The organism is Erythrobacter sp. 'gip.4 top 5' (assembly GCF_056495765.1).
This window is the reverse complement of the sequence record NZ_CP200270.1, coordinates 2,913,633-2,938,806: the sequence shown is the minus strand read 5'-3', so window position 1 is coordinate 2,938,806 and position 25,174 is coordinate 2,913,633. Positions and strand designations below refer to the sequence as shown.

Here is a 25,174-nt window from a genome sequence, read left to right as displayed (position 1 = left end):
CGGGCTCTGGCGTTTTTGATACATGAGGTAGTCTTCGTTTATGCAAATCATGGTTCGCGATAACAATGTCGATCAGGCCCTGCGCGCGCTCAAGAAGAAGCTGCAGCGCGAAGGCGTTTATCGCGAGATGAAGCTGCGCCGCCATTTCGAAAAGCCCAGCGAAAAGCGCGCCCGTGAAAAGGCTGCTGCTGTGCGCCGCGCTCGCAAGATGGACCGCAAGCGCCTGGAGCGTGACGGGGCCAAGTAATCCCGGCGACAAGCGGCACTGCGCTTGCGCAAGCCGCTTGAATCCCCCTTTGTGATCAGTCATCAGGGCGCGGCTTATTCCCGCGCCCTTTTGCCGTAGCCAGCCGGCACAACAGCGCCGCCTATCAGGACCGTATTCATGACCGAGATTACCCGCGTTCCGATCAAGCCCGTCGCCAAGGGGTCGCTTACCAAGCTGTGGATCGGCGTGATCCTGGCCGTGCTGGTGGGCGCAGGGCTGGCCTGGGCCGCCATTCCGCGCGGTCTTAACGTAGAGACGCAAGTGGCCGGCAGTGGCCCTAATCCGCAGATCGGCGAGGTCGTGTGGGTCAAGTACAAGGGCAAGCTCGCCGCCGATGGCACGGTATTTGACGAATCGCAGGACATTCCTTTGCCGGTGCAGGGCCTCTTCCCCGAAGGTACCCCGTTCCCACTTGAGGAAGGCGCGACCGTGCCGGGCTTTTTCCAGGGCCTTCAGCAGGTGCAGAAGGGCGGCAAGTACATCTTCTTCATTCCCGCCGATCTTGCCTATGGCGCGACCCCGCCTCCGGGCAGTCCGCTTCCGGCGAACGCCGATCTGGAGTTCGAGATCGAAGTCACGGATATCATGAGCCGCGCAACGTTTGACCGCAATTTGCAGATCTTGCAGCAGACCATGCAGTCGCAGATGGGTGGGGCGCCGGGCGGTACGCCGGGTGCCGCGCCGCAGCCCCAACCTCAGCCGCAACCCCAAGTGCAACCGGGCCAGTAAGGGGCGAACGCGCTATGTCCGTTGACAAGGCAACCGTTGCCAAGATCGCCAGCCTGGCGCGCATCCAGATGGATGACGCCGCGCTTGAACAGATGGTGCCGGAACTGAATGGCATTCTCCAGTGGGTCGAGCAGCTGGGTGAAGTGGACGTGACCGGGGTCGCGCCAATGGCGGCCGTGATCCCCAACACGCTGCGCCTGCGCGATGACCTGATCGACGCCGATCCGCTGACAGGTGGAGGGCGGCAGGGCGATGTTCTCGCCAATGCCCCCGCCGCCGAGCACGGCTTCTTCGGTGTTCCGAAAGTGATCGAATAACATGACTGACCTGACCAATCTCGGCGTGAAAGACATCCGCGACGGCGTGCGCGCCGGGGACTTCACCGCGCGCGAAGTGGCCGAAAGTTTCAACGCTGCCGTGGCGGGGGCCGCCGCGCTCAATGCTTTCATCGTCACCACCCCTGACCATGCGCTCGCTGCTGCCGATGCGGTGGACGCGGCGCGTGCGGCTGGTGAAACCTTGGGCGCAATGGCGGGCGTGCCGATCGGGATGAAGGATCTGTTCGCCACCAACGGCGTGCAGACCACCGCCGCCAGCCACATCCTCGAAGGCTTCACCCCCCGTTACGAATCGACCGTCTCGCAGAAATTGTGGGATGCGGGCGCGGGGATGCTGGGCAAGCTGAACCTTGACCAGTTCGCGATGGGATCTTCGAACGAGACGTCCTATTTCGGCAATGTCACCTCGCCGTGGAAGAAGGCGGGCAGCAACGCCGCGATGTCGCCCGGCGGATCGTCGGGCGGGTCGTCCTCGGCGGTGGCGGCGCGCATTGCGCCCGCTGCCACTGGCACCGACACCGGCGGATCAATCCGGCAACCCGCCGCCTTCACCGGCATCTGCGGGATCAAGCCAACCTATGGCCGCTGCTCGCGTTGGGGCATCGTTGCCTTCGCATCGTCGCTCGATCAGGCCGGGCCGATGGCGCGCTCGGTTGAGGATTGCGCGATCATGCTCGGCGCGATGGCCGGGTTCGATCCCAAGGATTCGACCAGCCTCCAGATGGATGTGCCGGACTGGGAAGCGGCCCTCAACGCCGACCTTCGCGGCAAGCGCGTCGGCATCCCGCGCGAATACCGGATGGAGGGCACCGATCAGGCGATCCTCGATTCGTGGGAGCAGGGCAAGGCATGGCTGAAGGATGCGGGCGCCGAGATCGTCGACGTCTCGCTGCCGCACACCAAATATGCGCTGCCCGCCTATTACATTGTCGCACCCGCCGAAGCCTCGTCCAACCTCGCCCGCTATGACGGGGTGCGTTACGGGTTGCGCGATCTGCCCGATGGTTCAGGCCTGCAGGACATGTACGCCACCACCCGCGCCGCGGGCTTCGGGGACGAGGTCAAGCGCCGCATCCTGATCGGCACCTATGTGCTGTCAGCCGGCTTCTACGACGCCTATTACACGCAGGCGCAGAAGGTTCGCGCATTGGTCGCCCGTGATTTCGAACGCGCTTTCCAGGAATGCGACGTGATCCTCGCGCCCACCACGCCGACCGCCTCGTTCCCGCTGGGTTCGATGAACGAAGACCCGCTGACAATGTATCTCAACGACGTCTTCGCGGTACCCGCATCGCTCGCTGGCCTGCCCGCAATGAGCGTGCCCGCCACGATCAATGCGGATGGTTTGCCGCTGGGCCTGCAACTGGTGGGCCGCCCGTTTGACGAGCAGGGCGTGCTAAACGCGGGGTTGGCGATCCAGAGCCGCGCTGGGTTCACAGCTGTGCCGGAGAAGTGGTGGTGAACGCCGATCCCGCGCTGTGGCTTGCCGGCATCGGCGTTGCTCTCGCGGTGCCGCTGACCTTCATGGTCGCTAATTGGGTCAGGAAGAACGTCGATCACGGCGAGGCGCGGTTTGGGCCGGACGGGAAGATGATCGATGATGAGGACAGGACATGAGCAACTACCGTATTCAGGGTGCAACGGGTGAGTGGGAGGTCGTGATCGGCCTTGAAGTCCATGCGCAGGTCACGAGCGCGTCCAAGCTGTTTTCGGGCTCGGCTACGGCTTTTGGTGCGGAGCCGAACTCGCAGGTCTCTCTGGTGGATGCCGCGATGCCGGGGATGCTGCCTGTGCCCAACGCTGAATGCATCCGTCAGGCGGTGCGCACCGGCATGGCGATCGAGGCTGAGATCAACGCGTGGAGCCGGTTTGACCGCAAGAATTACTTCTATGCCGATCTGCCGCAGGGCTACCAGATCAGCCAGCTGTATCACCCGATCGTGGGCGAAGGACAGCTGCTGATCGAGGCGGATGAAAAGGCCGGGATCGACGCCGACAAGGTCATCGGGATCGAGCGTATCCACGTCGAACAGGACGCCGGCAAGCTGATGCACGATCAGCACCCGACCATGTCCTATGTCGACCTCAACCGCTCGGGCGTTGCGCTGATGGAAATCGTCAGCCACCCCGATATGGCTTCGCCCGCTGAAGCGGGGGCTTACCTGCGCAAGCTGCGGGCCATCCTTCGCTATGTCGGCTCGTGCGATGGCAATATGGAAGAAGGCTCAATGCGCGCCGACGTGAATGTCAGCGTGCGCAAGGTTGGCGACGATCTGGGCACGCGTACCGAGACCAAAAACGTCAATTCGGTGCGCTTCGTGATGCAGGCGATCGAGCATGAGGCGATGCGCCAGGTCGATGTGCTCGAAAGCGGCGGGAAAATTGTGCAGGAAACGCGTCTGTTCGATCCCGGCACTGGCACCACGCGGACGATGCGCAGCAAGGAAGACGCGCATGATTACCGTTACTTCCCCGATCCCGATCTGCTCCCGCTGGTGCTGGAAGACGATTTTCTTGCGGAATGCCGCGCCAGCTTGCCCGAACTGCCGGATGCCAAGCGCAAGCGCTATGTCGAGGAACTGGGCCTCACCCCCTACAATGCCCGCGAATTGACCGCCGAGGTCGAGACCTTTGCACGGTTCGAGACGCTGCTGGCCGAAACCGCCAAGGCCATCGGCAAGGACGAAGCACAGGTTGCGACGCAAGTCGCCAACTGGTCGCTGTCGGTGGCGCCAGGTGTGATGAAGGCGCTGGGCGAAGATGCCGACCCTGCCAACGCCACGGCGGCTGCGCAGGCGAGCATCCTCGCGATGGCCGACAAGGGCGAGATCAGCGGCGGGCAGTCGAAGGAAATCTTCGAGATCGTCCTCAAGACCGGCCGCGATCCTGCGGAAATCGCCGAAGCCGAAGGGCTCAAGCAGGTCAGCGACACCGGTGCGATCGAAGCGGCTGTGGACACCATCATCGCCGCCAACGCTGACAAGGTCGAACAATATCGCGGCGGCAAGGACGCGCTGTTCGGCTTCTTTGTGGGTCAGACGATGAAAGCGATGCAGGGCAAGGCCAATCCGGCCGTGGTCAACCAGTTGCTGAAGGCAAAGATGGGGTAATGGGGGTGGCCTGATGGGCCTCTCCATCATCCTGATTCAGCCCGAAATCCCCGGCAACACGGGCGCCATCGGGCGCACCTGCGTGGCGCTGGGGTTGGAGCTGATCCTGATCCACCCGCTTGGCTTCGATATTTCGGATGCGCGCGTGAAACGTGCCGGACTCGATTACTGGCCCCACGTGAAGCTGACGGAATATGCCAGCTGGGAGGCGTTCGTCGGCAAACGCGCCCCGCGCCAGGACCAATTGTTTCTGTTCGAGGAATTCGGCGCGCGCAGCTTTTACGAGCCGGATTACCCTGATGATTCGATGCTGGTGTTCGGTCAGGAAACCAAGGGCATCCCCCGCCCCATCATTGATGCGCATCCTGAACGCCTGTTCAAGCTACCGATGCGCTCGGACGTGATCCGGTCCTTGAACCTCGCCAATACCGTCTCGGCGGCAGCCTATCAGGCGCTCAGGGGCAAGATTTAGGCTATTCCAGCCCCAGCGCGCCAAGGTTCATCGTCGCCGCGTTGTAGCTCGCTTCTGCCAGCCGCCCGGCAAGTTCGGCGCGGATGGCGCTGACCTGGGCGTTGGCGGCGGTTTCCTCCCGCGCGTTGACGAGGAAGAACTCGCCCGCGCCCAGCCGGAAGCGGGTGCGTTCGGCCTGTACCATCTGGTTGGCCTGCTTCACTTCGGCATCGGCCAGATCGGCCAGCCTCAGCGCAGCAGTGAGGTTGGCGAGGATATTGCTCACCTCGGTCGAAATCTGGTCGGCGATGCGGCGTTGCCGTAGCTCCGTTTCGCGCAATTCGGCCTCGGCCCGCTGTACGGCGCCGCGCGCAGTGCGTCGTTGCAAGGGCACCGCGAAAGTCAGTCCCACCACGGTGTCGGTCGAATCGAACCCTTCGCCGCCGGGGCCAATCTGGCCAAAATCCCGCGACAATTCGACGCTGGCGTTAAGCGAGGGTTCGAGATCATTACGGCGCAGCGCGACCTTGTTGTTGGCTCGTTCAAGCGCAACCTTGAACGTTTGCAGTTCGGGTCGGGACTGGATCACCTCGCTCATCGGGGTGGCGACCAGCTGCTGAACCGGCGCAATCGCCGCCATGCGTGACAGATCGGGCAGCATCTCGCGGGTGGGGATCACCAATTGCCCATCCGTCCCGCGCAGATAAAAGCCCAGCGAGTTGGCCGCCGTCTGGAAATTGCGCCGGGCTTCCTCCAACAGCGAACGACGGCGCAGCAGGTTCTGTTCGTTCTCGGTCAGCGCGATCCGTGCGCGGGCGCCTTCGTTCACCTCGCGGGTGAGGCCGATCTGACGGGCTTCGGCGATTTCGAGCAGTTCCTCGAAAACGCGGATTTCCTCGCCCGCACCAACCCAGCGCCAATAGGCGCGCAGGGCTTCGTGCTGAACGTTCAATTGCGCCAGCAGCACATCGAGCCGCGCCTGACTGGCGGCGAGGCGCGTGTCCTCGATTGCGAAACGGCGGGCGTCAATGTCGCGATTGCGCAAGAGCGAGAACATCGCGCCCACTTTCGCTTCGCCCAGAGCATTGGTGTAATTATAGTTTTCATATGTCGGGAAAGTGCCGTCGGACACGCGGTAGGAACCGAATACCTCCGCGCCGTAAGGCCGCAAAGGCTGACGTGCTTCGACCTTGCCGAACCCGCCTGAATAAAAGCCCGTCAGCCGGTCGTAATACTCGCCCTTCAGCATCAGATCGAAAGCCCCATCGGCACTGAGCTGATCCGAACGCGCAGCGGCCTCGCGCTCGAAAGCTTCAAGGATCGCAGGAAAGGTCAGGGCCGAGGATCGCAGCACTTCGGATGGCAGCAGCGGTCCGGTGGTCAGCGCCACGTCAAGCGGATCGCCGACAGGTGCGACATCTTGTGCGCCCGCCGCCACTGGGGCGAGCGCCAGCAGCGCGGCGGCGGCGATGGCGCTGGGGCCGAGCAAGAGGCTCAGCCGATCAAGGGCCGGCATTCGCGTCATTGTGCGGTCGTCGTTCCAGTGGTGGCCGATGCGGGCAGTTCAGGCGGGAAGCTGTTCAGCTGACGCCAGATTTCGTAACCCACCGGAACGGTTTCCAGCAGCACCCAGGCCTGCACCGCCGCGCCGAAGCGCACGTAGCGTTCTTCGGGCCAGCGGTTGAGTTCAGTCTTGTCCTCGGCAATCAGAACGCGGAAACGTCCATTGACCTGCGCCGACTGGTCAACTGCGATGACCTTGCCACCAAAGGTGCCGACCGCGACTGACGGCCAGCCGGAAAACTGCACGGCAGGCCAGCCTTCGAACTGAATGCGGGTCTTGTCGCCAGGGCGCACCAGCGCGACATCCCGCCCGTCGATGAAGATTTCGATCACGCGCTCGGCGCCTTCAGGCACGAAGGTCGCAAGCACATCGCCGGCGTTGATGAAGGTCGCAGCGTCACCTGCGTTGAGGCTTTGGATAAAGCCGTCACGCGGTGCGCGCACAATCTGTTCGGATTGGCGCGCAATGTTGGTGTCAGCGCGATTGAGATCGGCCTGCGCGGTGGCCACGCGGCCCTGCATGTCGGCGACCTTGATCTGCGCCAATTCGTAATCGCGGCGTGCGGCAAGCCCGGCTTCGAACAGTTCTTGGCTGCGGCGTTCATCAATCTGTGCAGTGGCTAACGCCGATTGCGCGGCCTGCAATTGCAGCACCATCTGTCCACGTTCTGCCTGCAGGCGATCGAGCAACTGCGGGTCGATATCGGCGATCCGCACGATCGGATCGTTTTTCTTCACCGAACTGCCATCGCGCACATACCATTCCTCGATCCGGCCGGGGACCAGCGCGTTAATGTCCTGTTTGCGTTCGTTCGGGCTTAGCGTTGTCACTACCCCTCGGCCCGAGGTGGTCTGCACCCATGGCACGTAAATCAGGAAAGCAAGCGTGACGATAATTGACGTCAGCAGCATGAAGAAGACCGCGCGCATGACCTGTGGTGTCTTGATCGCCGCCAGCGTGGTGAAATGCGCCATGTCCTCCTTGATGGTCGCCATGATTACGCGCCTCCCTTACTCGGTGATTTAACGATGTAGGGGCCGGGACGATTTACCGCGGTCGAGAACTCTTCAAAGGTGTCGAAATAACGCTGTTGACGCGCTTCGAGATAGAGAAAGCGGTCAAAGCCTACATCGATACGGCGGTTCGAAAAGTAGATCACAGTGGAAAAGGCTTGGGCGCGCAATTCGGTGACGGCACGCTCAATCGGTTCAGGATCAATTAAGTCGAACAATCGACTGAGCACAAGGATACGGGGCCGTTCAAGCAGCGCGTTAGCGAGTTTCAACTGTTGCAATTCCACAGACGAAAGCGGGTAGCCGGTCGAGGCCAGCGGCGTATCGAGGCCCTTCTCCAACGTCGAAATCAATTCCGACAGCCCGGCGGTTTCCAGCGCACCCATCATCCGCTGCGGCGCGGTGTCAGGGCATGATAGGGCGAGATACTCACGAATGGTCATTTCGACGATGCTGGGCCGGTCGAGCACCTGGATGTTGCTGCGCAGATGGTGCGGTTCGATTGCTTTTATGTCGATGTCACCAAGCGTCGCAAAACCCGACTGCGGCAGGGTGTGCATCTTGAGCAGATCGGTAAACAATCGCTGCACGCCGTGCTGGCTTGCTGCGGCCATAATGATGGCGCCCGACGGGATCTCCAGATCGAACTGCGCTTCTTCATGCCGCGCCTTGCCGCGCACGCCCTTGAACACGATCGTGTGGTCCGGGCCTTCGATCGGGTCGACATCTTTGGGCTGTTCCTGCTCGACGTCGTAAAATTGGGAGATTTCTTCAACCGCCGCGAAGAGATCGTAAAAATATCCCAGATAGCTGCCAAGCTGCGCCACGCCCAGAAACGCCGCTGATAGCACCAGTTCGGCTGCGACCAACTGGCCAAGGGTGAGCTGGTTCTGGATCACCAGCCAACCGCCAAGACCCAGCAACACGGCGCTGGCGGCGGCATACATCACCAGGAAGGCGATCGTCTGCGAAAACAGATGGCGGAAGTGGCGTTTGCGTTGGCGGATGTAGGTGCCGGTGAAATCATCCGTCTTTTCGAGCGCATAGTCGATCCGGCGCTGCGACTTGAAGAAGCCGTTTGATCCGCCAATCGTTTCCAGCCACGCCGCTGTGGCGTGTTTGGCATGGCTGACATCAACGCCGGTGCGCAGCGCGCGGCTCCCCCAGACGAGCCATATAATCCAAATTGCCGCAATCATCACCAGCGTGAAGCCGAGGAAATAGGGGTGATAGAGCGACACCAGCACAAACCCGACCGCAATTTGCAGCAGCGTGGTGAAACCGCCGATGAACAAGATAGGGATGGCGGTCTGCACGTAAACCACGTCGAAATAGCGATTGAACAACGAGCCTTTCTGATTGTCGCTAAAAAACGGATTTTGCGCATAGACCGAAATCAAAGAAATTTCGGCCACCATGCGGGCATAGAAGCGGCGCGCAAAAATCTCCATTAAGTGGACGCGCAGAGCATAGAGCAGGCTTGAAATCAGCAGCAGGCCGAATAGCGTGAGCGAAAGCATCACCAATGGCGCGGTCAGCGCGGTGTTGGCGATGGTGTTGATGAGCATCTGCACCGAGATCGGGGTCGCCAGGCTCAGTAAGCTGATACCCACCCCGTACACGACGGCCAGCCAGTAGAAATTCGCTTCAGGCTTTAGGATATCGAAGAAAATCCTGAAAAACTTTACCAGCGATATCTGTGACCCGTAATTTTGGCCTTCACCTGCCATGGCAGCCTTTCCGTTGCGAAACCTGTGTTCAGGCAATCCCTTGCCCGGCCGGCTATTGCCAGCCCGATCGTTCGTGCATCTATTGCAACATTTTCGCGCCGCAAGCGATCAATCATTCAGGACAGTTGCGGTTCCGATGCCGGATAATACTGCAACTTCCTGTAGATATGAAGCAAAGGCAAGCTAATGCGAGGCAATGTAGTGTTGCGGACCCGTTAGCGTTCAAAGCTTGCGGATAGCTGAACCGTGCGCGATGAGATGCGGCATATGGCAGATCAGGACGCGACGAACGGGGATACGCTTCGCCTGCTGCTGGTGGGGGGCGGCCATGCCCATGTGGAGGTGCTGGCTGACTGGATCAGAGCAGGGCTTCCTGCTGGCATCGAAGCTGTTTTGCTGACGCCCGCGCCGACCTTGCGTTACTCAGGGATGGTGCCCGGCTGGATCGCGGGCCAGCATGGCGTGGACGACGGGCTCGTTGATCTGGCCGCACTGGCGACGCGCGCGGGTGTGTCGCTTGTACTGGATCGCTGCACGGGTCTTGATCCTGAAGCGCGGGTGGTGCGCACCGCATCGGGTGGTGCCATCTTTTTCGACATCGCGTCCTTCGATACCGGCGGAGTGGGGCAGGGCGCGGCGCAAATCGGCGATGATCCGCGCGTGCTGGAAGTGCGGCCGATCGGCACGTTTGTCGATGGTCTGGCTGCGCTGCCTGCGCTGCGGCGGATCGTGGTTGCAGGTGGCGGGGCGGGGGGTGTGGAACTGGCGTTTGCGCTGCGCAACCGCGCGGGTGCGGCGGTTCGGCCCGAGGTGACGCTGGTGGCGGGGACGGGCGGTCTGCTCCCCAGCTTTGCCCCTGCCGTGCAACACCGCGTCTCCAAGGCGCTGGCGCGGCAAGGTATCGTGGTGATCCCTGACCATGCCTGCATCAAGAACGGCGCGCTGATGGCAGGCGGGCAATCGCTCGAACCTGTCGATGGTATCATCGCCGCCACTGGGAGCGCGGCACCCGGCTGGGTGCAGAAAACCGGGCTGGCGACCGATGCAGCAGGCTATATCGCGGTCGACGCTCACCAGCGCTCAGTCTCGCATCCCCACATCTTTGCAGCCGGCGACGTGGCTGCGCGCATGGATCGGGCGCTGGCCCATTCGGGTGTTCACGCGGTGTTCGCCGGGCCGGTGCTTGCCGCCAACCTGCGCGCCGCCGCCGCGGGCAAGCCGCCGCCCGCAACCTATCGCCCGCGCTGGAACAACCTTTATCTGATGAACACCGGCGACGGCGCGGCGATTGCCAGTTACGGGCGATTGGCGGCGGAGGGGCGCTGGGTGCTCGCGCTCAAGCACGCCATCGACCGGCGCTGGATTGCGAAATATGCCCACCTTGCCAGGAAAGAGACCAAAAACGCGGCCAAAAACACGTAACCCTGTGTGGCCAGCGGGCAAAAGGCGGGGCAAGGAGCACTTGTGAAGAGAATCATCATCCTTGCCGCATTGGCCGCCGTGATCGCAGCCTATTTCATCTTCGACCTTGGTCAGTATCTGACGCTGGAGGGCATCAAACAGGGTGTCGCGCAGTGGGAGGCGTTCTACGCCGAAAACCCCGTGGCGGTGCTTGCCGGATTTTTCGCTGCCTATGTCGCGGTGACGGCGGCTTCGCTTCCGGGCGCGGCGCTGATGACGCTGGCGGCAGGTGCGCTTTTCGGGCTGGTCACGGGCACGATCCTTGTCTCCTTCGCATCGACACTTGGGGCGACACTGGCGTTCCTGTCATCGCGCTATGTGCTGCGCGACAGCATCGAATCTCGCTTTGGCGAGCGGTTGAAGGCAATCAATGCCGGGGTTGATCGGGACGGGGCGTTTTATCTGTTCAGCTTGCGGATGATCCCGGCCTTCCCATTCTTTGGGGTCAATCTGGTGATGGGCCTGACCCGCATCCGCACATGGACCTATGCCTGGGTAAGCCAGCTGGGGATGCTGTTGGGCACGGCGGTCTATGTGAATGCAGGGACGCAGCTGGCCCGGATTGATAGCCTTTCAGGCATCGCCTCGCCGGGTGTGCTGGGCAGCTTCGTGCTGCTGGGTATCGCCCCGTGGCTGGCCAAGCTGGTGATCGGCGTGGTGCAGCGCCGCAAGGTTTATGCCGGGTTCAAGCGCCCGGCCAAGTTTGATCGCAATCTGGTGGTGATCGGTGCAGGCTCGGCAGGGCTGGTTTCGGCCTATATCGCCGCGCAGGTGAAGGCGAGCGTCACGCTGGTCGAGGCCAAAGATATGGGCGGAGATTGCCTCAACACCGGCTGCGTGCCCTCCAAAGCCCTTATCAAGAGCGCCAAGGTGGCAGCGGCGATGCGCGGCGCAGGCACCTATGGCATGCGACCGGTCGAGCCGGACGTGGATTTCCGCGCCGTGATCGCCCGCGTGCTGGGCGCGGTCAAGACGATCGAACCGCATGATTCGGTGGAACGCTACACCGATCTCGGCGTCGATGTGGTCAAAGGCTATGCCACGATCATCGACCCTTGGACGGTTGAGGTCGCCCGTAATGACGGCGGTACGCAGCGGCTTACCACCCGCAGCATCGTGATCGCCAGTGGCGCCGAGCCGGTGGTCCCGCCGATCTCCGGCATCGAAGGCAGCGGCTATCTCACCAGCGAGACGATGTGGGACGCTTTCGCCGCGATGGGCGCGGCGCCTGCGCGGATCGCGGTGCTGGGCGGCGGGCCGATCGGGTGCGAATTGTCGCAGGCGCTCGCGCGGCTGGGATCGCAGGTGACGCAGGTCGAAATGGCGGACGCGCTGCTCGGACGCGAGGACGCTGACGTGTCGGCGCAGGCGCAGGCTGCGCTGGAGGCCGATGGCGTGCGGGTGCTGACCGGGCACAAGGCGGTACGGATCGAAGACAAGGTGCTGCTCGCGGAAACCGGGGGGCAGGAAGTGCGCGTGCCGTTCGATGTGCTGTTGGTCGCCGTGGGGCGCAAGGCGCGGCTGACCGGCTTCGGCCTGGAGAATATCGGCGTGGACACCGTCAAGACTGTCACCACCGACGCGTTCCTAGCGACCAAATTTCCCAATATCTTTGCGGCAGGCGACGTTGCTGGCCCCTACCAATTCACCCACGTCGCCAGCCACCAGGCGTGGTACGCCAGCGTCAACGCGCTGTTCGGCACCTTTCGCAAGTTCAAGGCCGACTACCGCGTGATCCCGGCGGTCACCTTCCTCGATCCCGAATTTGCCCGCGTTGGCCTTAACGAACGCGAGGCGGCGGATCAGGGCATCGCGGTGGAGGTCACTCGTTACGATCTCGACGATCTCGACCGCGCGATTGCCGAAAGCGAGACGCGGGGCTTCGTGAAGGTGCTGACCCCGCCGGGCAAGGACACCGTGCTGGGCGTCACCATCGTCGGCGCGCACGCGGGCGAGTTACTGGCTGAATATGTGCTGGCGATGAAGCACGGGATCGGCCTCAACAAGATCCTCGGTACGATCCATGCCTACCCTACCATGGCCGAAGCTAACAAGTTTGCAGCCGGGAGCTGGAAGAAGGCGCACAAGCCCGAAGCATTGCTGAAATGGGTCGAACGTTACCACGCCTGGATGCGAGGCTAGGCAATTGGAACTATTTGACCAGCTGCGCGGGATCATCGGCCTTGCGGCGCTGATCGGGATCGCATGGGCCATTAGCGAGGATCGCCGCCAGCATCCCGGCTGGCGTTGGATCGCAGGGGCGCTGGCGTTGCAAGGCCTGCTGGCGGTGCTGATCCTGCGCGTGCCGTGGGTGTGGACCGCGATCGGCTGGGCCAATTCTGCGGTCAGCGCGGTCGAGGTGGCGACGCTCAAGGGATCGGCCTACATGTTCGGTTATCTCGGCGGGGCAGACCTGCCTTTCGCGCTGCGAGACGGCGCGCAGCCGCCGTTGGTGATCGCGTTTCAGATCCTGCCGCTGGTAATTGTGTTCTCGGCGCTGGCAGCGCTGCTCTGGCACTGGGGCGTGCTGCGATGGATCGTGAACGGCCTCGGCTTCCTGCTGCGCCGCAGTCTCGGCGTCTCTGGTGTGGTCGGCCTGTCGGGTGGGGCGAGCATCTTCCTCGGCGTGGTTGAGGCACCGCTTGTCACCCGTGCGTATTTCGGCCGCATAAGCCGCGCTGAGCTGTTCCAGATCATGACGCTAACGATGGCGACCATCAGCGGCGCGATCCTGATCCTTTATGCCACCACCTTGCGCGACACCGTGCCGGACGCGGTGGGCCACATGATTTCCGCCTCGCTGATTTCGCTACCCGCCGCGTTGTTGATTGCGCGGCTGATGGTGCCCGGCACGCGGGACGACGTGCAAACCGAAGTGGACTCGCAAGAGGAACCGGGTCTGCATTACGAATCGAGCATCGACGCTATCGTCAAAGGCACGATGGACGGGATGCAACTGTTCCTCGCGGTGATTGCCGTCATCATAACTGTCTTCGCGCTGGTTACGCTGGTGGACATGGCGCTGGCGTTGCTACCCCTGATCGACGGCGATCCGCTGACGTTAAAACGCCTGCTGGGCTGGGTGCTGTCACCCTTCATGTGGGTGCTGGGCGTGCCGTGGGCAGAAGCGCAGGCGGCGGGCGCGTTGATGGGGACCAAGGCGGTGCTCAACGAATATGTCGCCTTCCTTGAACTTGCCGCGCTGCCCGAAGGCACGCTCGGCCCGCGCAGCCTTTTGATTGTCACCTATGCTCTGTGCGGCGTGGCGAACCTTGCCAGCGTCGGCCTGCTGGTGTCGACCATCGGCACGCTCTGCCCCGAACGCCGCGCCGAGGCGGCGGCGCTGGGGATGAAAAGCTGGGTTTCCGGCAATCTGGCCAGCGCGATGACGGGGGCGTGGATCGGGCTGGTGAGCTGGGGCGTCTGAGGCGATGCTCGATGCGCGCCTTCGTCCGCTGATCGATCCACCCCTCAACCGGCTGGGCGCCGCGCTGGCGAGTTGGGGGGTAACGGCCAATGCATTGACCTTCACCGGCCTCGCGATAGGCCTCGCTGGCGCGGGCGCCATTGCGCTCGGTCATGTCGGCTGGGGCCTTGCCTTCATCATTGCCAACCGCATGTGCGACGGGCTGGACGGCGCGGTGGCGCGGGCGCGTGGCCCGTCCGATCTTGGCGGCTACTTCGATATCGTCGCAGATTTCGCGTTTTATGTAAGCATCCCGCTCGGTTTCGGCATTTTGAGCACGGCCAATACGCTGCCGGCGCTGTTACTGGTGGCGAGTTTCGTGCTGACGGGGGTGAGCTTCCTCGCCTTCGCCGTAATTGCAGGCAAGCGCGGGGCAGAAACGCAGGCGCACGGGCGCAAGAGCTTCTTCTATTCCACTGGCCTTGCCGAAGGGACCGAGACCATCGCGGTGTTCATCGTCATGTGCCTGTGGCCCGCAGGGTTTGGCGTGATCGCCTATGCCTATGCAGGCTTATGCGTTCTGACTGTGTTCCAGCGCAACGCGCTGGCAATATCCACATTCCGGGAGTGACGCCCGAACGATCGGTTACCGCTGGCCGATCTGCGACGCCACCAACTCGCGCAGTTCTGCGATTCGCTTGGCATTGGCACCCAGATCGCTGCGTCCGACTCGGCTGACCGAGCGGAAGTTGATCTCGTTTTCACTTACCTGAGCAACGACGTCATCTTCAAACCCGAACCAGCGGCTTTCTGCCACGCCTTCAACCCTTCCAGCGGCGATGTCCGTCCGAATGTCGGAGAAACCCATGGTACCCATTCCGGCTGCGACGGCGGCAACGGCATCGGCCTGACTCGCACCGGCCAAAGGCAAGGGCTGGAGTGTGGCGTAGCGATCCGTAATGATCTGTGCGTGCGATTTGATCGCGAGTTCGGGCGCTGCGTCCTTGTACAATTCCAGATTGCTCAGCGGCGTTTGGTAATCACTCAGCGGATTGGCGCCTGCCGCTTCGCGTGCGGCCATGGTCTCGGCCGAAAACGCAGGCGGGTTGCTGGTGCTGGTCGCAACATCGTGGATTGGATTGTCGGCCGCGGTGCCGCGTGTGGCGGTGAACATCACGAACACCGCGCCCGGAAACAGCAGGCCGATAATGGCCGTCGCCAGCACGCTGTTACGGCGGGGTTTGGCCATCAGACCCATGATGAGCGAAATCACCGCTGTCAGCGCGACGATGCCGAGCAGAATCACCCCGCCACTGAAGGTCATTACGCCGAGCCCGAATTGCCATCCCCAGATCCCGATCTTCGTGCCGAACGCAGCGATCAGGAAATACAGCGGGAGAATCGCCAGTAGGACGAGGACGATCTTGGTGTGCCAGGGCAGGGTCTTGAACATAAAACGTCCATAGCGTCCGGCGCGGCAATGGCAATCTTTCCTGCATGGGCATGAAACCCATTGCGGACCGGTGCGTTAAGGCTCTAGTGTGGCGTGGAAGAGGGAGCTCGCCTGATGCGAAGTCCCGCTTTCCATGCCAGCAAAACTGGCTTATGTCCCGCTGGGATGCGGGAGGAACACGTTGTTCAGAGGACAAAAGACCATGAAGACCAATTTCCTGATGGGCGCCGCCGCGATGGCGGGCCTGATGACTCTTTCGGCCTGCGGTGGCGACAACAACCAGGCAGAAGCGCCGGCGGCAACAACCGCAGAAACGACGGCTGCTGTTGAAACACCGGCTCCGGCTGCTGCCCCGGCCGCCGCCGATGGCGCCAAGCTTGAATACGCCAGCTTCACCACCGATGTCGCCTCGGGCGAAAAGGTGTTCGCATCTTGCCGTACGTGCCACGTGTTCGATGAAGGCGTGAACCGCGTCGGCCCGTCGCTCCACAAGGTCGTCGGCCGCGAGTCGGGCTCGGTCCCGGGTTACAGCTATTCGGACGCCAACTTGGCGAGCGATGTGGTCTGGACGACGGATGTTCTGTTTGAATATCTCGAAGATCCCAAGGGCTTTATGCCCGGTACCAAGATGGCTTACCCGGGTGTGAAGGATGCGCAGAAGCGCGCTGACTTGGTTGCCTATCTGGAAGCCCAGTCGAAGTAATTCTCCGGCCTTACGGGCACGGTTGAAAACGGGGCGGCGCAGGTTTTCTGCGCCGCCCTTTTTTGCGGGTGATTTGGTGAGGCGCAGGCGCGGCCAGACTGCGGCTAGGCTTCGCCAGCCCTGTGATTGCCCCCGGCTTGCGCCACGCTGCCAGGCCATCAAACGGCTCAACGGTCGAGGCCCAGACCCTTGGCTTCCGTGCCATTTCCGCATCTGTGGCAGTGTGGCAAGAATAAGTTGAAGACCGTTCGCGCTCAAATACCAGCGCCGCTGGCCCAATAGCCGGTGACGTGTCGGAAGACACAGAAAGAGCGGACACCTCCCCCAAGGCGCCCGCTCTCAAGCGCTCCCGTCCAAGGGAGAACTGGTGATTCTGTCAGCCGTTAAGGCTTAAGCGGCCTGTTCCATCCGGGCAAGTTCGCAACGCGACCAGATCTCGGACAGGGCGGTGATCAGCCGATCAATGTCGCCATCGGTGTGAACGGGTGAAGGCGTGACGCGCAGCCGTTCGGTGCCGACGGGCACGGTCGGGTAGTTGATCGGCTGCACATAGATGCCGTGGTTGTCCATCAGCCAGTCGCTGATCATCTTGCACTTCTTCGCGTCGCCAACCATCACCGGGATGATATGGCTCGGATTATCGAGATGCGGGATGCCCATGATGTCGAGCGCACGGCGCACCTGGCGCACGCGCTTTTGCTGAAGCTCGCGCTCGGCGCTTGAAGCTTTGAGGTGGCGGATGCTCGCCGCAGCGCCGGCCGCGATCGCAGGCGGCAGGGCGGTCGAGAAGATGAAACCGCTGGCAAACGAGCGCACGAAGTCGACGAGATTGGCCGATCCTGCAATATAGCCACCCATGACACCAAACGCCTTGCCCAGCGTTCCTTCGATCACCGTAATCCGATCCATCAGCCCTTCGCGCTCAGCGATGCCGCCGCCGCGCGGGCCATAGAGACCAACGGCATGGACTTCGTCGATGTAGCTCATGGCGCCATGCTTATCGCAGACATCAAGGATGGCTGCGATCGGCGCGATGTCGCCATCCATCGAATAGACGCTTTCGAAGGCGACCAGTTTGGGCACGTCGGGACCATACATCGACAAGAGCTGGTCGAGGTGCTCGGCGTCGTTGTGACGCCACACCTTGTAAGGCGCACGGCTGTGGCGGATGCCTTCGATCATCGAGGCATGGTTCAACGCGTCGGAAAACACCACACAGCCGGGAATGCGGCTCGCCAGAGTGCCAAGGCCTGCCCAATTCGAAACGTAGCCCGAGGTGAACAGCAGCGCGCTCTCCTTGTTGTGGAGGTCGGCCAGTTCCTGTTCAAGCAGCACGTGATGATGATTGGTGCCCGAAATGTTGCGGGTGCCGCCAGCGCCGGCGCCGCATTCATCGAGACATTCATGCATGGCATTCAGCACATCGGGATGCTGACCCATACCGAGATAGTCGTTGGAACACCACACGGTCACCGCCTGAGTTTCGCCTTCGACGAAGCGCGTGGCGTGCGGGAAGCGGCCGCGATGGCGCTTGATGTCGGTGAACACTCTGTAGCGTCCATCGGCGCGCACGGTATCCAGCTCGCCAGCGAAATAGGCTTCGAAGTCCATCGGGGTTCCCTCAGTGGTCATCATCTTGCTCTCAATCTTGATCGGTTTGCGCCGCAGCCTTCCGCTGCGGGAAGGCCCAGCCCCACAGCATTCCATCACGGAACGGCAGGGCGAGGAAGAGGTGTTCGAGCACGCCGAGCAGGCTCAACGTGGTCAGCAGGCTTGCGCCCACCATTTCGGCGCTGCCGACAGGCGCGGCGAGCGCCATGCTCGCAAACCAGGCCGTCGCGCTTGCAATCCCCGCGACAGACAGCACCAGCAGCCATGTCATGCGGCTGGGGCCGAAATAGGTCTTGAGATAGGCAAGCTGATCGGGAAGCATCTCCGACGTCGAATTGGGCACCCCCACGAACAGATTGATCTTGGAGATCAACCGCAGCGCAAACATCAGCACGAACACGGTCGCCCCAATCTGGTTGGGGACGTTCCATGAAAGCGAGATCAGCAGCAAGGCTGTCAGCGCCAGCGCGATTTCATGGTGCATCACGGTGGCTGCGGCCTGACGGAAACGCGCAACGCCGGTGAGCGACGGATCACTGGGGCCGCGGCGCGGGCCGGCCGATGCACCGGTCAGGAAGCTCAACTCATGCCAGCCCCACACCATCAGCGCGCCGATAAAGGCCACATAGACCGCCCACACCTCGGTCGAGAGTGAAGCGACCAGGATCACCACCAGTCCGGCGATTCCCGCAATGCTGCCGATTATCAGGCTGGTCGTGAACGTCGCGCGCTCACGGTTGTCAGCCCAGGCAATCAGCCCGGTCGCGATAAACCAGATCGCCACCGTCACAATGAACGGCACAATATGGCCGCTCCAGCTTACCATGCTGGCTGCAGCCGGATCGAAGCGGGCAGTGCGTGGGATTTGGGCCGCTGGAAATACATCCGGGCAAAGGCGAAGCCGGCTCCAGCCATGCCCGACGCACGGCGCATCATGCCGCCGATACCGCCGCGTGCCTTGCCTTCTTCGATGCGTTCGGCGGCGAGGCGCAGATTTTCCATCTGCGCGCGGAACATGGGAGTGTCGATGTCGAGCTCGACCGGGAAGACCTGCCGAGCGATCTGGCTGGTGATCTCGAACACCTTGTAATCATATTCGGTGGGATCAACGCCCAGTGCGGCGTGGAACACCGGACGGTTGTGATCGCGCACATACATGGTGGCGTAGACCGACAAGAGGAAGAACCGCACCCACAGCTTGTTCGCGCCCTGCAACAGCTTGGGATCGGCGCGCAGCAGCATCGCGAAAGCTTCACCGTGGCGGAACTCGTCGTTGCACCATTCCTCGAACCAATCGAAGATCGGGTGGAACTTGTACTGCGGATTTTGCGCCAGGTGGCGGAAGATCGTGATGTAGCGTGCATAGCCGATCTTCTCGGACAGATAGACCGCGTAGAAGATGAACTTCGGCTTGAAATACGTGTATTTCTTGGTCTTCGTCAGATAGCCCAGATCAACGCCGATGCCGGCATCCTTGAGGCTTTCGTTGATGAAGCCCGCATGGCGGCTTTCATCACGTGCCAGCAGGCGGAACAGCTGTTTCACATCGGGGTTCTTGGTGCGCTTGGCGATTTCGGCATAGAGCACGCAGCCTGAAAACTCAGAGGTCATCGAACTGACGAGGAAATCGGTGAATTCCTTGCGCAAGCTTGGCTCCAGGCCCTCGATCACGCCTTTGAAGCGATCGGAGTGCTTGAAGTGCATCTTGTTGGGATCGCCCACCATGTCGGCAATGAGCTGATCCCATTCCTTGCGCACAAGGCTGACATCGATCGCGTCAAGCGCGTCGTAATCGGTGGTGTAGAAACGCGGCGTGAGCATTGTGTCCTGCGTGGCAATGGCCATCGCTTCTTCGCTCGTCATGGGTTTGTAAGCGTTCATTTGATCCTCCCAGCATTGAAGCTGACTTCGTAGAGTTCGGCCAAGTCGAAATAGGCGGCAAACCTGGTCAACTTGCGGGCGAGTGGGCTCGCACGGGTGACGGTTGCGCGGCGCTCGAACACCTGGCGCGTGCCAAACGGGATCTGGATCGGTGCACCATGCACGCGAACCTTGTCACCCGGCTGGATATCGACCTCATCGGCCAGTTCGACATGCGCGTGGAAATGCTCCGGGCTCTGCTCGACTGTAATCGTGCAGGGCGTGTCGAACGAGCTTGCTGTGAGGAATGAGAACGTCATCAAGGTGCCTTGGTTGTCGCGGGAAGCAGGCCGGCATAGACTGCGCGATTGTCGGGCCCGAAGGAGCTGACCTCCACACTGCGCCCCGTCACCGGATCGGACAAGGTCAGATTGTCATTTTCCCACCGGGTGAGCGTAAATGGCACGGCCGGTCCTTCGTCGCGGATGCGACGCTGGTGGACCAGACTGCGCACGGTGGCGCGGATGAAGCCGCCTTCGCCTGTTTCAAAACGTGCGATCACTTCGGAAGTGGCGCCGTCTTCGACCCGAACGGTGCCATCGGGTTCGTCAAAGAAGCGCAATGTACGCTCTGCCGCAGCCTCGATCCCGGCTGTTGAGCGTGCTTCGGCCGGGACAGATTGGCGTTCAAAGAGGCCGAAGCTGACCCCGGCGGTCAACGCGAGTGAGATCGCCACAATACCGCCCATCAGCATCAAGGGCACCTTGCTGACGGTGACCTCGTCTTTTTCATATTCGCGTACGATCATGCCGGCGCTCCTTCAAGAACCTGTCCGGGCCGAACCAGCGCCGGAGCGGGACGTCCGCTAACCGTTGACCCTGGACCTGCTTGCTGGACGCTGGCTGGTGCAGTTTCCTTGATTTCAGTCAAATTCCGATCAATCGCACCAAATCGTGCGCGGGCCTCGCCGATCATTTCCGCAAGCTGGGCGGCTTCCGGCACAGCACGCAGCATCGGTTGCGGCATGGCATAGTGACCGGGGCGAACATGGGGCCAAAGCAGCAGAGTGCTAAGCAGGCGCTCGCCGTTCAGCTCGAAAGCGATATCGCCACGATCCTTGTCGCGCAGGCGCAAGTTGGCGGCCTTGACCTGCTTGAGCGGAACATTGACGCGGGTCTCAATCGCCATGCCGATCCGCATGATCAGCCGTTCGTCGGTCAAGATGTAAAGCGTGCTTCGCGCGCTGGCCCAGGCGAGACCGTAAAGCAAAGCGACCAGCACCACACCCAGTCCCGCGACAACTAGCGCGGCGGTGGTGTTGCCCATCAGCAGTGCAACGACACTGAGGCCTGCCATGTAGATCCCGGCCTTGCGCGTATGAAACGCGGTGCGTGCCAGCAATCGCAATTCCGGGCGGCCCTTCCACAGGACTGTTTCTCGTGGTGCGGGTGTGCCCATCCGATCGCCGAATGCCTTGGGCCCGTCATTTTCGAGCGCGGCGTGGTCAATCCCTGCGGTCAGCGACATGTCTGTCGCTGCCGCGTCGTGGTTATAGTTCAGATCCATGCTTCAGACCTTTCTGGTGTCGCATACATGTAACCGCCACCAAAATAGGCCTGGATGCGGTCTTCTTCGTAGCGTGTGATGATTCCAGCCGTCTCGAGTGCGGGTACGGTTTCGAACTGAGCAGCGGTGATTGCGTCGATTTCGACGAATTTGGGTTTGTCTTCGATGATCGGCAAAATGGCTTCCAACAGGCCGTTGCCGTGGACTGTGGCCACCATCATTGGCGCAAGCACTTTCTTGCCCGTGACAGTCTCGATTTCGAGGTAGCGGATCAGGTGTTCTGCCTGATCGACCCAGATATCGCTGACCTTGCCGACCATCTGCTTGTCGGCGGCCATGACCGGCCAGCCGATCAATTGCGGATCATTGGGCGACACAATCAGTTCGTGGCTGTCGGCGATCGGAACGATCCGCGGACGACCGTCAAAGGTGAGGTCGGGATACTTGGCACGGTTGGCAAAGGCCGCGGGGCCCATCCCGTCGATCATCGGGTCGCCAGTCGGAACCAGCGGTGCACCGGCAGAGCGGAAGCCGGGAACTGCGGGGACGTTGACGTCATCGCGGGCGACGTCTTCAGGCACATAGGTACCGCGGCCGTTGGGCAGTTTGAAGACCTTCTTGTCGCCGTCGAACAGGCTGACAGGGTGGACCTTCCCGGTCTCTTCATCTTCGACCGGATAGCCTTCGCGGCGGCTTTCACGGTTCAGGTAGAACACCAAAGCGATGAAAAACGCAAAGAACAACAGGAAGACAAGTTCGGCAACATCGAAGGTGCCAACGATATAGGCAGCGTTCATTTTATATTCCTCTCAAGGAGTACCCCGGCCGAGGCGGAGCCGGGCAAAGGTCGATACAGGCGGGCACAATTCATCATGTCGGAAACTCTGTGAGGCCGAACGGTTGACCCATCGGGTCTTCGGCTTCGTCCCGGCGGCGGCTTTGATGGCCTACCAAAGGACCGATTGCGGCAAGTCCGATCAGCAACAACGCAATTTCGAGGATGTAGACCGCGCCGTAACCTGTGGCGCGCATCGCCATGCTGGCGGCAGGCTCACCACTTTGCAGCAGCGCCGCAATACCGTCACGCATCAGACCGCCAATGGCGATGCCAAGGCCCGCACAGGTCGCTTGCACCGCGCCCCAGGCGCCCAGCGCAAGACCGGCTGTCTGATTACGGGCGAGGCTCATCGCCTCCATCAAAGTGCCAACCGAGAACAGGCCAAGGCCGATCCCGATCGTCAGCGCACCGGTATAAAGCATCAGCGCCGAACCGAACGGGCCGGCGAACAGCACCAGCAGGAAGGCGTTCACGCCCACCACCAGGCCCGCGCCTGCGAGCCTGAGCGGATCCCAGCCACGCGCGAGCGCCCGCCCGGAAAACATGAAGCCGATCAGCGAGCCGAGCGCCCAGGCGCCGGTCAATCCGGTCGTTGCACCGACCGACAGGCCGAGAATTTCGCCGCCATAAGGTTCAAGCAGCGCATCCTGCATCGCAAAACCAGCAGCGCCGATGCCGATTGCGATCAGCAGGCGCGTGTTGCGTCCATCGGTTACAAAGGCCTTCCAGATGTCGCGGAAGGTCGCCGTTTCGCGGTCAGGCGCGGTGGCCGCAGTGTTGCGCGCCTCCTGCTTCCACAATGCCATCACGTTGAGGATGACGGTGAGCAGCGCGCAGCCCTGGATCACCTGAACCAGCTTGGTTGCGGAATAATCGGCCAGCACGCCGCCGATCACGAAGGCGGAAAACATCATGCCGACCAGCAGCATCACATAAAGAAGTGCGACAGCGCGTGGGCGCTTGTCCTCAGGCGCAAGATCGGTTGCGAGTGCAAGTCCGGCGGTTTGGGTCACATGGATGCCGACGCCCGTCAGCAGGAACGCGAAGGTTGCAGCGACCAAGCCAAGCTCGAAACGGTCCGGTATCGCAAGCAGAAGCAGAGCGAAGGGCATGATGGCCAGTCCACCGAACTGCATCAGCGTGCCGAACCAGATATAGGGCACCCGGCGCCAGCCCAGCACCGAGCGATGCGTATCGGACTTGTGCCCGATCAGCGCACGAAACGGCGCGGCAAGCATCGGCACCGCGATCAGCAGCGCGACCAGCCAGGTCGGCGTGCCAAGCTCGACGACCATCACCCGGTTCAAGGTGCCATTGAGCAGCACCATTGCCATGCCGACGCTGAATTGGAACAGCGCAAGGCGCAGCAGGCGGGAAAGCGGAAGATCCGCGCTCGCTGCGTCCGCAAACGGAAGCAGCTGGAAAACCAGCGCGGTCCAGTGCGGTTTGGGCAGGCGAGAAGGCGTCGTCATCCGTGCCTCACCAGTTCGAGCGCCTGCGAGGTGTAGAAGCCCGACTTGATGCGCTGTGTGCGGCCGATGCTCCAGCCAGACAGGTCACTCAGCCGTTCGCGCAGGTCGCTTTCGGCGGTCGGCACGATCGCGGGCGAGCGGTCAGACTTGGGGAAGAACTTGCCCACTTCATGCATCGCAGTCAGCAGCTTGGTGCGTGGGGCGAAGGTGAAAAGGATGCTTTTTGTTGTGCGCTGTGCCAGCTGGCTGAGCGCGTCAACGAGGTCTTCAGGCTGGTAGTGGATCAGCGAATCCATCGCCACAACGTGCGAAAAGGTGCCCAGTGACGGATCAAGCATATCGCCACTGCACCAGTGAATGCGTCCATGGCCGATGAAAGAGGGGGTCCGTTCGCGCGCGACCTCGACTAGACCGGCAGCCACGTCGATCCCGGTGACTTCCGCGCCGCGGCAGGCGGCGGCGACCGCCAACGAGCCGGTGCCACAACCGGCGTCCAGCAGTTTGGTACGGCGAAGGTCTGTCGGCAACCAGTCCATCAGATTGGCGCGCATGGCATCACGGCCAGCGCGCACTGTGGCGCGAATGCCGCTGACCTTGGCATCCGAGGTAAGGTCAATCCACGCCTGACGCGCAGTGCTGTCGAAATAGGTCGCCAGCGCCTCGCGGCGGTCGTCATATTCGGAGAAGTTGCGGCTCGCCATTATTCAAACCCCAGGAAATCGAAGATGTCGCGGTCCTTCATCGGCTGCGCCAGGCTGGGGTCAACACCAGCCCAAAGCATCGCGGCAAGGCGCAGGTATTCGTCCTGCGCTGCGATCACTTCGGGATCGTCGCCCATTTCGAACAAGGTGCACTTTTTCAGGCGCGAACGGCGGATCGCATCAACATCGCGGAAGTGCGCAAGGCGCGGCATGCCGACCTTGTCGCAGAAGCGGTCGATCTCGTCGGTATCCTTGCTGCGGTTGGCAACCACCCCGGCGAGGCGCACGTCATAGTTCTTCGATTTGGCCGCAATCGCCGCGACGATACGGTTCATCGCAAAGATGCTGTCAAAATCATTGGCCGCGACCACGATGGCGCGTTCGGCATGTTGAAGCGGTGCGGCAAAGCCGCCGCATACCACATCGCCCAGTACGTCGAAGATCACGACATCGGTTTCTTCGAGAAGGTGGTGCTGCTTCAGCAGCTTGACCGTTTGGCCGACGACATAACCGCCGCAGCCAGTGCCTGCCGGCGGGCCGCCCGCTTCGACACACATCACGCCATTATAGCCTTCGAACATGTAATCTTCAGGCCGGAGTTCCTCGGCGTGGAATTCGACCGTTTCGAGCACATCGATCACCGTCGGCATAAGCTTTTTGGTTAGCGTGAAGGTGCTGTCATGCTTGGGATCGCAACCAATCTGCAGCACGCGGTGACCAAGCTTGGAAAAGGCGGCCGAGAGGTTCGACGACGTGGTCGATTTGCCAATTCCGCCCTTGCCATAGACCGCGAACACCTTGGCGCCCTTGATCTTGTCGTTCGGGTCCAACTGGACCTGAACCGATCCGTCGCCGTCGGGTTGGCTGAAAGCGGATGAGGAGCTCTGCAGGTTCATAGTG

The 25,174-nt window shown here is 61.9% G+C and carries 26 protein-coding genes; 12 read left to right on the top strand and 14 right to left on the bottom strand.

The genetic code is table 11. From position 1 onward, the window contains the following. Nucleotides 1-40 precede the first annotated feature (40 nt). The 7 genes from rpsU (at nucleotide 41) to ACRANW_RS14255 (ending at nucleotide 4,917) form a co-directional block, all read left to right on the top strand. Nucleotides 41-247, top strand: a complete 207-nt coding sequence (rpsU, locus tag ACRANW_RS14285; RefSeq protein WP_479432418.1) for a 30S ribosomal protein S21 — start codon at nucleotides 41-43, stop codon at nucleotides 245-247. 138 nt (nucleotides 248-385) lie between these two features. Beyond that, nucleotides 386-997, top strand: coding sequence for an FKBP-type peptidyl-prolyl cis-trans isomerase (locus tag ACRANW_RS14280; RefSeq protein WP_479432417.1), 612 nt, complete (start codon nucleotides 386-388; stop codon nucleotides 995-997). A gap of 14 nt (nucleotides 998-1,011) precedes the next feature. Beyond that, complete coding sequence (gene gatC, locus ACRANW_RS14275; RefSeq protein ID WP_479432416.1) at nucleotides 1,012-1,314, top strand: Asp-tRNA(Asn)/Glu-tRNA(Gln) amidotransferase subunit GatC; 303 nt, start codon at nucleotides 1,012-1,014, stop codon at nucleotides 1,312-1,314. Between the two features lies 1 nt (nucleotide 1,315). Beyond that, a complete protein-coding gene (gene gatA, locus ACRANW_RS14270) occupies nucleotides 1,316-2,797 on the top strand; it encodes an Asp-tRNA(Asn)/Glu-tRNA(Gln) amidotransferase subunit GatA (protein WP_479432415.1) in 1,482 nt (493 codons plus the stop codon). Beyond that, complete coding sequence (locus tag ACRANW_RS14265; protein WP_479432414.1) at nucleotides 2,794-2,952, top strand: glutamyl-tRNA amidotransferase; 159 nt, start codon at nucleotides 2,794-2,796, stop codon at nucleotides 2,950-2,952. The genes gatA and ACRANW_RS14265 overlap by 4 nt, the downstream gene beginning before the upstream one ends. Beyond that, nucleotides 2,949-4,445 carry an Asp-tRNA(Asn)/Glu-tRNA(Gln) amidotransferase subunit GatB gene (gene gatB / locus ACRANW_RS14260; RefSeq protein WP_479432413.1) on the top strand — a complete coding sequence of 499 codons (1,497 nt, stop codon included), beginning with the start codon at nucleotides 2,949-2,951 and terminating at the stop codon, nucleotides 4,443-4,445. The genes ACRANW_RS14265 and gatB overlap by 4 nt, the downstream gene beginning before the upstream one ends. Nucleotides 4,446-4,458: 13 nt before the next feature. Next, nucleotides 4,459-4,917 carry a tRNA (cytidine(34)-2'-O)-methyltransferase gene (locus ACRANW_RS14255; RefSeq protein ID WP_479432412.1) on the top strand — a complete coding sequence of 153 codons (459 nt, stop codon included), beginning with the start codon at nucleotides 4,459-4,461 and terminating at the stop codon, nucleotides 4,915-4,917. A gap of 1 nt (nucleotide 4,918) precedes the next feature. On the opposite strand, the gene ACRANW_RS14250 is transcribed toward ACRANW_RS14255, so the two are convergent. The 3 genes from ACRANW_RS14250 to ACRANW_RS14240 are packed head-to-tail and all read right to left on the bottom strand — an operon-like array spanning nucleotide 4,919 to nucleotide 9,203. Continuing rightward, nucleotides 4,919-6,412, bottom strand: a complete 1,494-nt coding sequence (locus ACRANW_RS14250) for a TolC family protein (RefSeq protein WP_479432411.1) — start codon at nucleotides 6,410-6,412, stop codon at nucleotides 4,919-4,921. 5 nt (nucleotides 6,413-6,417) lie between these two features. Then, the gene (locus tag ACRANW_RS14245; protein WP_479432410.1) at nucleotides 6,418-7,455 is read right to left on the bottom strand and encodes an HlyD family secretion protein; all 1,038 of its coding nucleotides are present in this window, start codon (nucleotides 7,453-7,455) and stop codon (nucleotides 6,418-6,420) included. A 2-nt stretch (nucleotides 7,456-7,457) separates the two neighbouring features. Beyond that, nucleotides 7,458-9,203, bottom strand: coding sequence for an ABC transporter transmembrane domain-containing protein (locus ACRANW_RS14240; RefSeq protein ID WP_479432409.1), 1,746 nt, complete (start codon nucleotides 9,201-9,203; stop codon nucleotides 7,458-7,460). 267 nt (nucleotides 9,204-9,470) lie between these two features. Between ACRANW_RS14240 and ACRANW_RS14235 the strand changes: the two genes are divergently transcribed. From ACRANW_RS14235 to ACRANW_RS14220, 4 genes are read left to right on the top strand one after another with little or no spacing between them, the layout of a single operon-like run. Further along, nucleotides 9,471-10,625: an FAD-dependent oxidoreductase gene (locus ACRANW_RS14235; RefSeq protein ID WP_479432408.1), complete on the top strand. Its 1,155-nt coding sequence runs from the start codon at nucleotides 9,471-9,473 to the stop codon at nucleotides 10,623-10,625. Nucleotides 10,626-10,667: 42 nt separating this feature from the next. After that, nucleotides 10,668-12,806, top strand: coding sequence for an FAD-dependent oxidoreductase (locus ACRANW_RS14230; RefSeq protein WP_479432407.1), 2,139 nt, complete (start codon nucleotides 10,668-10,670; stop codon nucleotides 12,804-12,806). A gap of 4 nt (nucleotides 12,807-12,810) precedes the next feature. Next, complete coding sequence (locus ACRANW_RS14225; protein WP_479432406.1) at nucleotides 12,811-14,091, top strand: NupC/NupG family nucleoside CNT transporter; 1,281 nt, start codon at nucleotides 12,811-12,813, stop codon at nucleotides 14,089-14,091. A 4-nt stretch (nucleotides 14,092-14,095) separates the two neighbouring features. Then, a complete protein-coding gene (locus tag ACRANW_RS14220; protein WP_479432405.1) occupies nucleotides 14,096-14,701 on the top strand; it encodes a CDP-alcohol phosphatidyltransferase family protein in 606 nt (201 codons plus the stop codon). A gap of 15 nt (nucleotides 14,702-14,716) precedes the next feature. On the opposite strand, the gene ACRANW_RS14215 is transcribed toward ACRANW_RS14220, so the two are convergent. Next, nucleotides 14,717-15,523, bottom strand: a complete 807-nt coding sequence (locus tag ACRANW_RS14215; RefSeq protein WP_479432404.1) for a DUF1499 domain-containing protein — start codon at nucleotides 15,521-15,523, stop codon at nucleotides 14,717-14,719. Between the two features lie 202 nt (nucleotides 15,524-15,725). On the opposite strand from ACRANW_RS14215, the gene ACRANW_RS14210 reads away from it, so the two are divergent. After that, nucleotides 15,726-16,226: a c-type cytochrome gene (locus ACRANW_RS14210; protein ID WP_479432403.1), complete on the top strand. Its 501-nt coding sequence runs from the start codon at nucleotides 15,726-15,728 to the stop codon at nucleotides 16,224-16,226. Nucleotides 16,227-16,616: 390 nt separating this feature from the next. Here the strand turns inward: ACRANW_RS14210 and hemA are convergent, their stop codons facing one another. The 10 genes from hemA to bchL form a co-directional block, all read right to left on the bottom strand. Continuing rightward, entirely contained in the window at nucleotides 16,617-17,837 is a 1,221-nt protein-coding gene (gene hemA / locus ACRANW_RS14205) for a 5-aminolevulinate synthase (protein ID WP_479433960.1), read from the bottom strand. 31 nt (nucleotides 17,838-17,868) lie between these two features. Then, a complete protein-coding gene (gene puhE / locus ACRANW_RS14200) occupies nucleotides 17,869-18,663 on the bottom strand; it encodes a putative photosynthetic complex assembly protein PuhE (RefSeq protein ID WP_479432402.1) in 795 nt (264 codons plus the stop codon). Continuing rightward, nucleotides 18,657-19,718, bottom strand: a complete 1,062-nt coding sequence (gene acsF / locus ACRANW_RS14195) for a magnesium-protoporphyrin IX monomethyl ester (oxidative) cyclase (protein WP_479432401.1) — start codon at nucleotides 19,716-19,718, stop codon at nucleotides 18,657-18,659. The genes puhE and acsF overlap by 7 nt, the downstream gene beginning before the upstream one ends. After that, nucleotides 19,715-20,017, bottom strand: coding sequence for a hypothetical protein (locus ACRANW_RS14190; protein WP_479432400.1), 303 nt, complete (start codon nucleotides 20,015-20,017; stop codon nucleotides 19,715-19,717). The genes acsF and ACRANW_RS14190 overlap by 4 nt, the downstream gene beginning before the upstream one ends. Further along, nucleotides 20,017-20,505: a photosynthetic complex assembly protein PuhC gene (puhC, locus tag ACRANW_RS14185; RefSeq protein ID WP_479432399.1), complete on the bottom strand. Its 489-nt coding sequence runs from the start codon at nucleotides 20,503-20,505 to the stop codon at nucleotides 20,017-20,019. Before puhC ends, ACRANW_RS14190 begins: the two co-directional genes overlap by 1 nt. Then, nucleotides 20,502-21,263 carry a photosynthetic complex putative assembly protein PuhB gene (gene puhB, locus ACRANW_RS14180; RefSeq protein WP_479432398.1) on the bottom strand — a complete coding sequence of 254 codons (762 nt, stop codon included), beginning with the start codon at nucleotides 21,261-21,263 and terminating at the stop codon, nucleotides 20,502-20,504. The genes puhC and puhB overlap by 4 nt, the downstream gene beginning before the upstream one ends. Continuing rightward, complete coding sequence (puhA, locus tag ACRANW_RS14175; RefSeq protein WP_479432397.1) at nucleotides 21,254-22,060, bottom strand: photosynthetic reaction center subunit H; 807 nt, start codon at nucleotides 22,058-22,060, stop codon at nucleotides 21,254-21,256. Before puhA ends, puhB begins: the two co-directional genes overlap by 10 nt. Before the next feature lie 73 nt (nucleotides 22,061-22,133). Next, a complete protein-coding gene (locus ACRANW_RS14170) occupies nucleotides 22,134-23,573 on the bottom strand; it encodes a BCD family MFS transporter (protein WP_479432396.1) in 1,440 nt (479 codons plus the stop codon). Beyond that, nucleotides 23,570-24,274, bottom strand: a complete 705-nt coding sequence (gene bchM / locus ACRANW_RS14165) for a magnesium protoporphyrin IX methyltransferase (RefSeq protein ID WP_479432395.1) — start codon at nucleotides 24,272-24,274, stop codon at nucleotides 23,570-23,572. The genes ACRANW_RS14170 and bchM overlap by 4 nt, the downstream gene beginning before the upstream one ends. Beyond that, complete coding sequence (gene bchL / locus ACRANW_RS14160) at nucleotides 24,274-25,170, bottom strand: ferredoxin:protochlorophyllide reductase (ATP-dependent) iron-sulfur ATP-binding protein (protein ID WP_479432394.1); 897 nt, start codon at nucleotides 25,168-25,170, stop codon at nucleotides 24,274-24,276. The genes bchM and bchL overlap by 1 nt, the downstream gene beginning before the upstream one ends. Nucleotides 25,171-25,174: the final 4 nt, after the last annotated feature.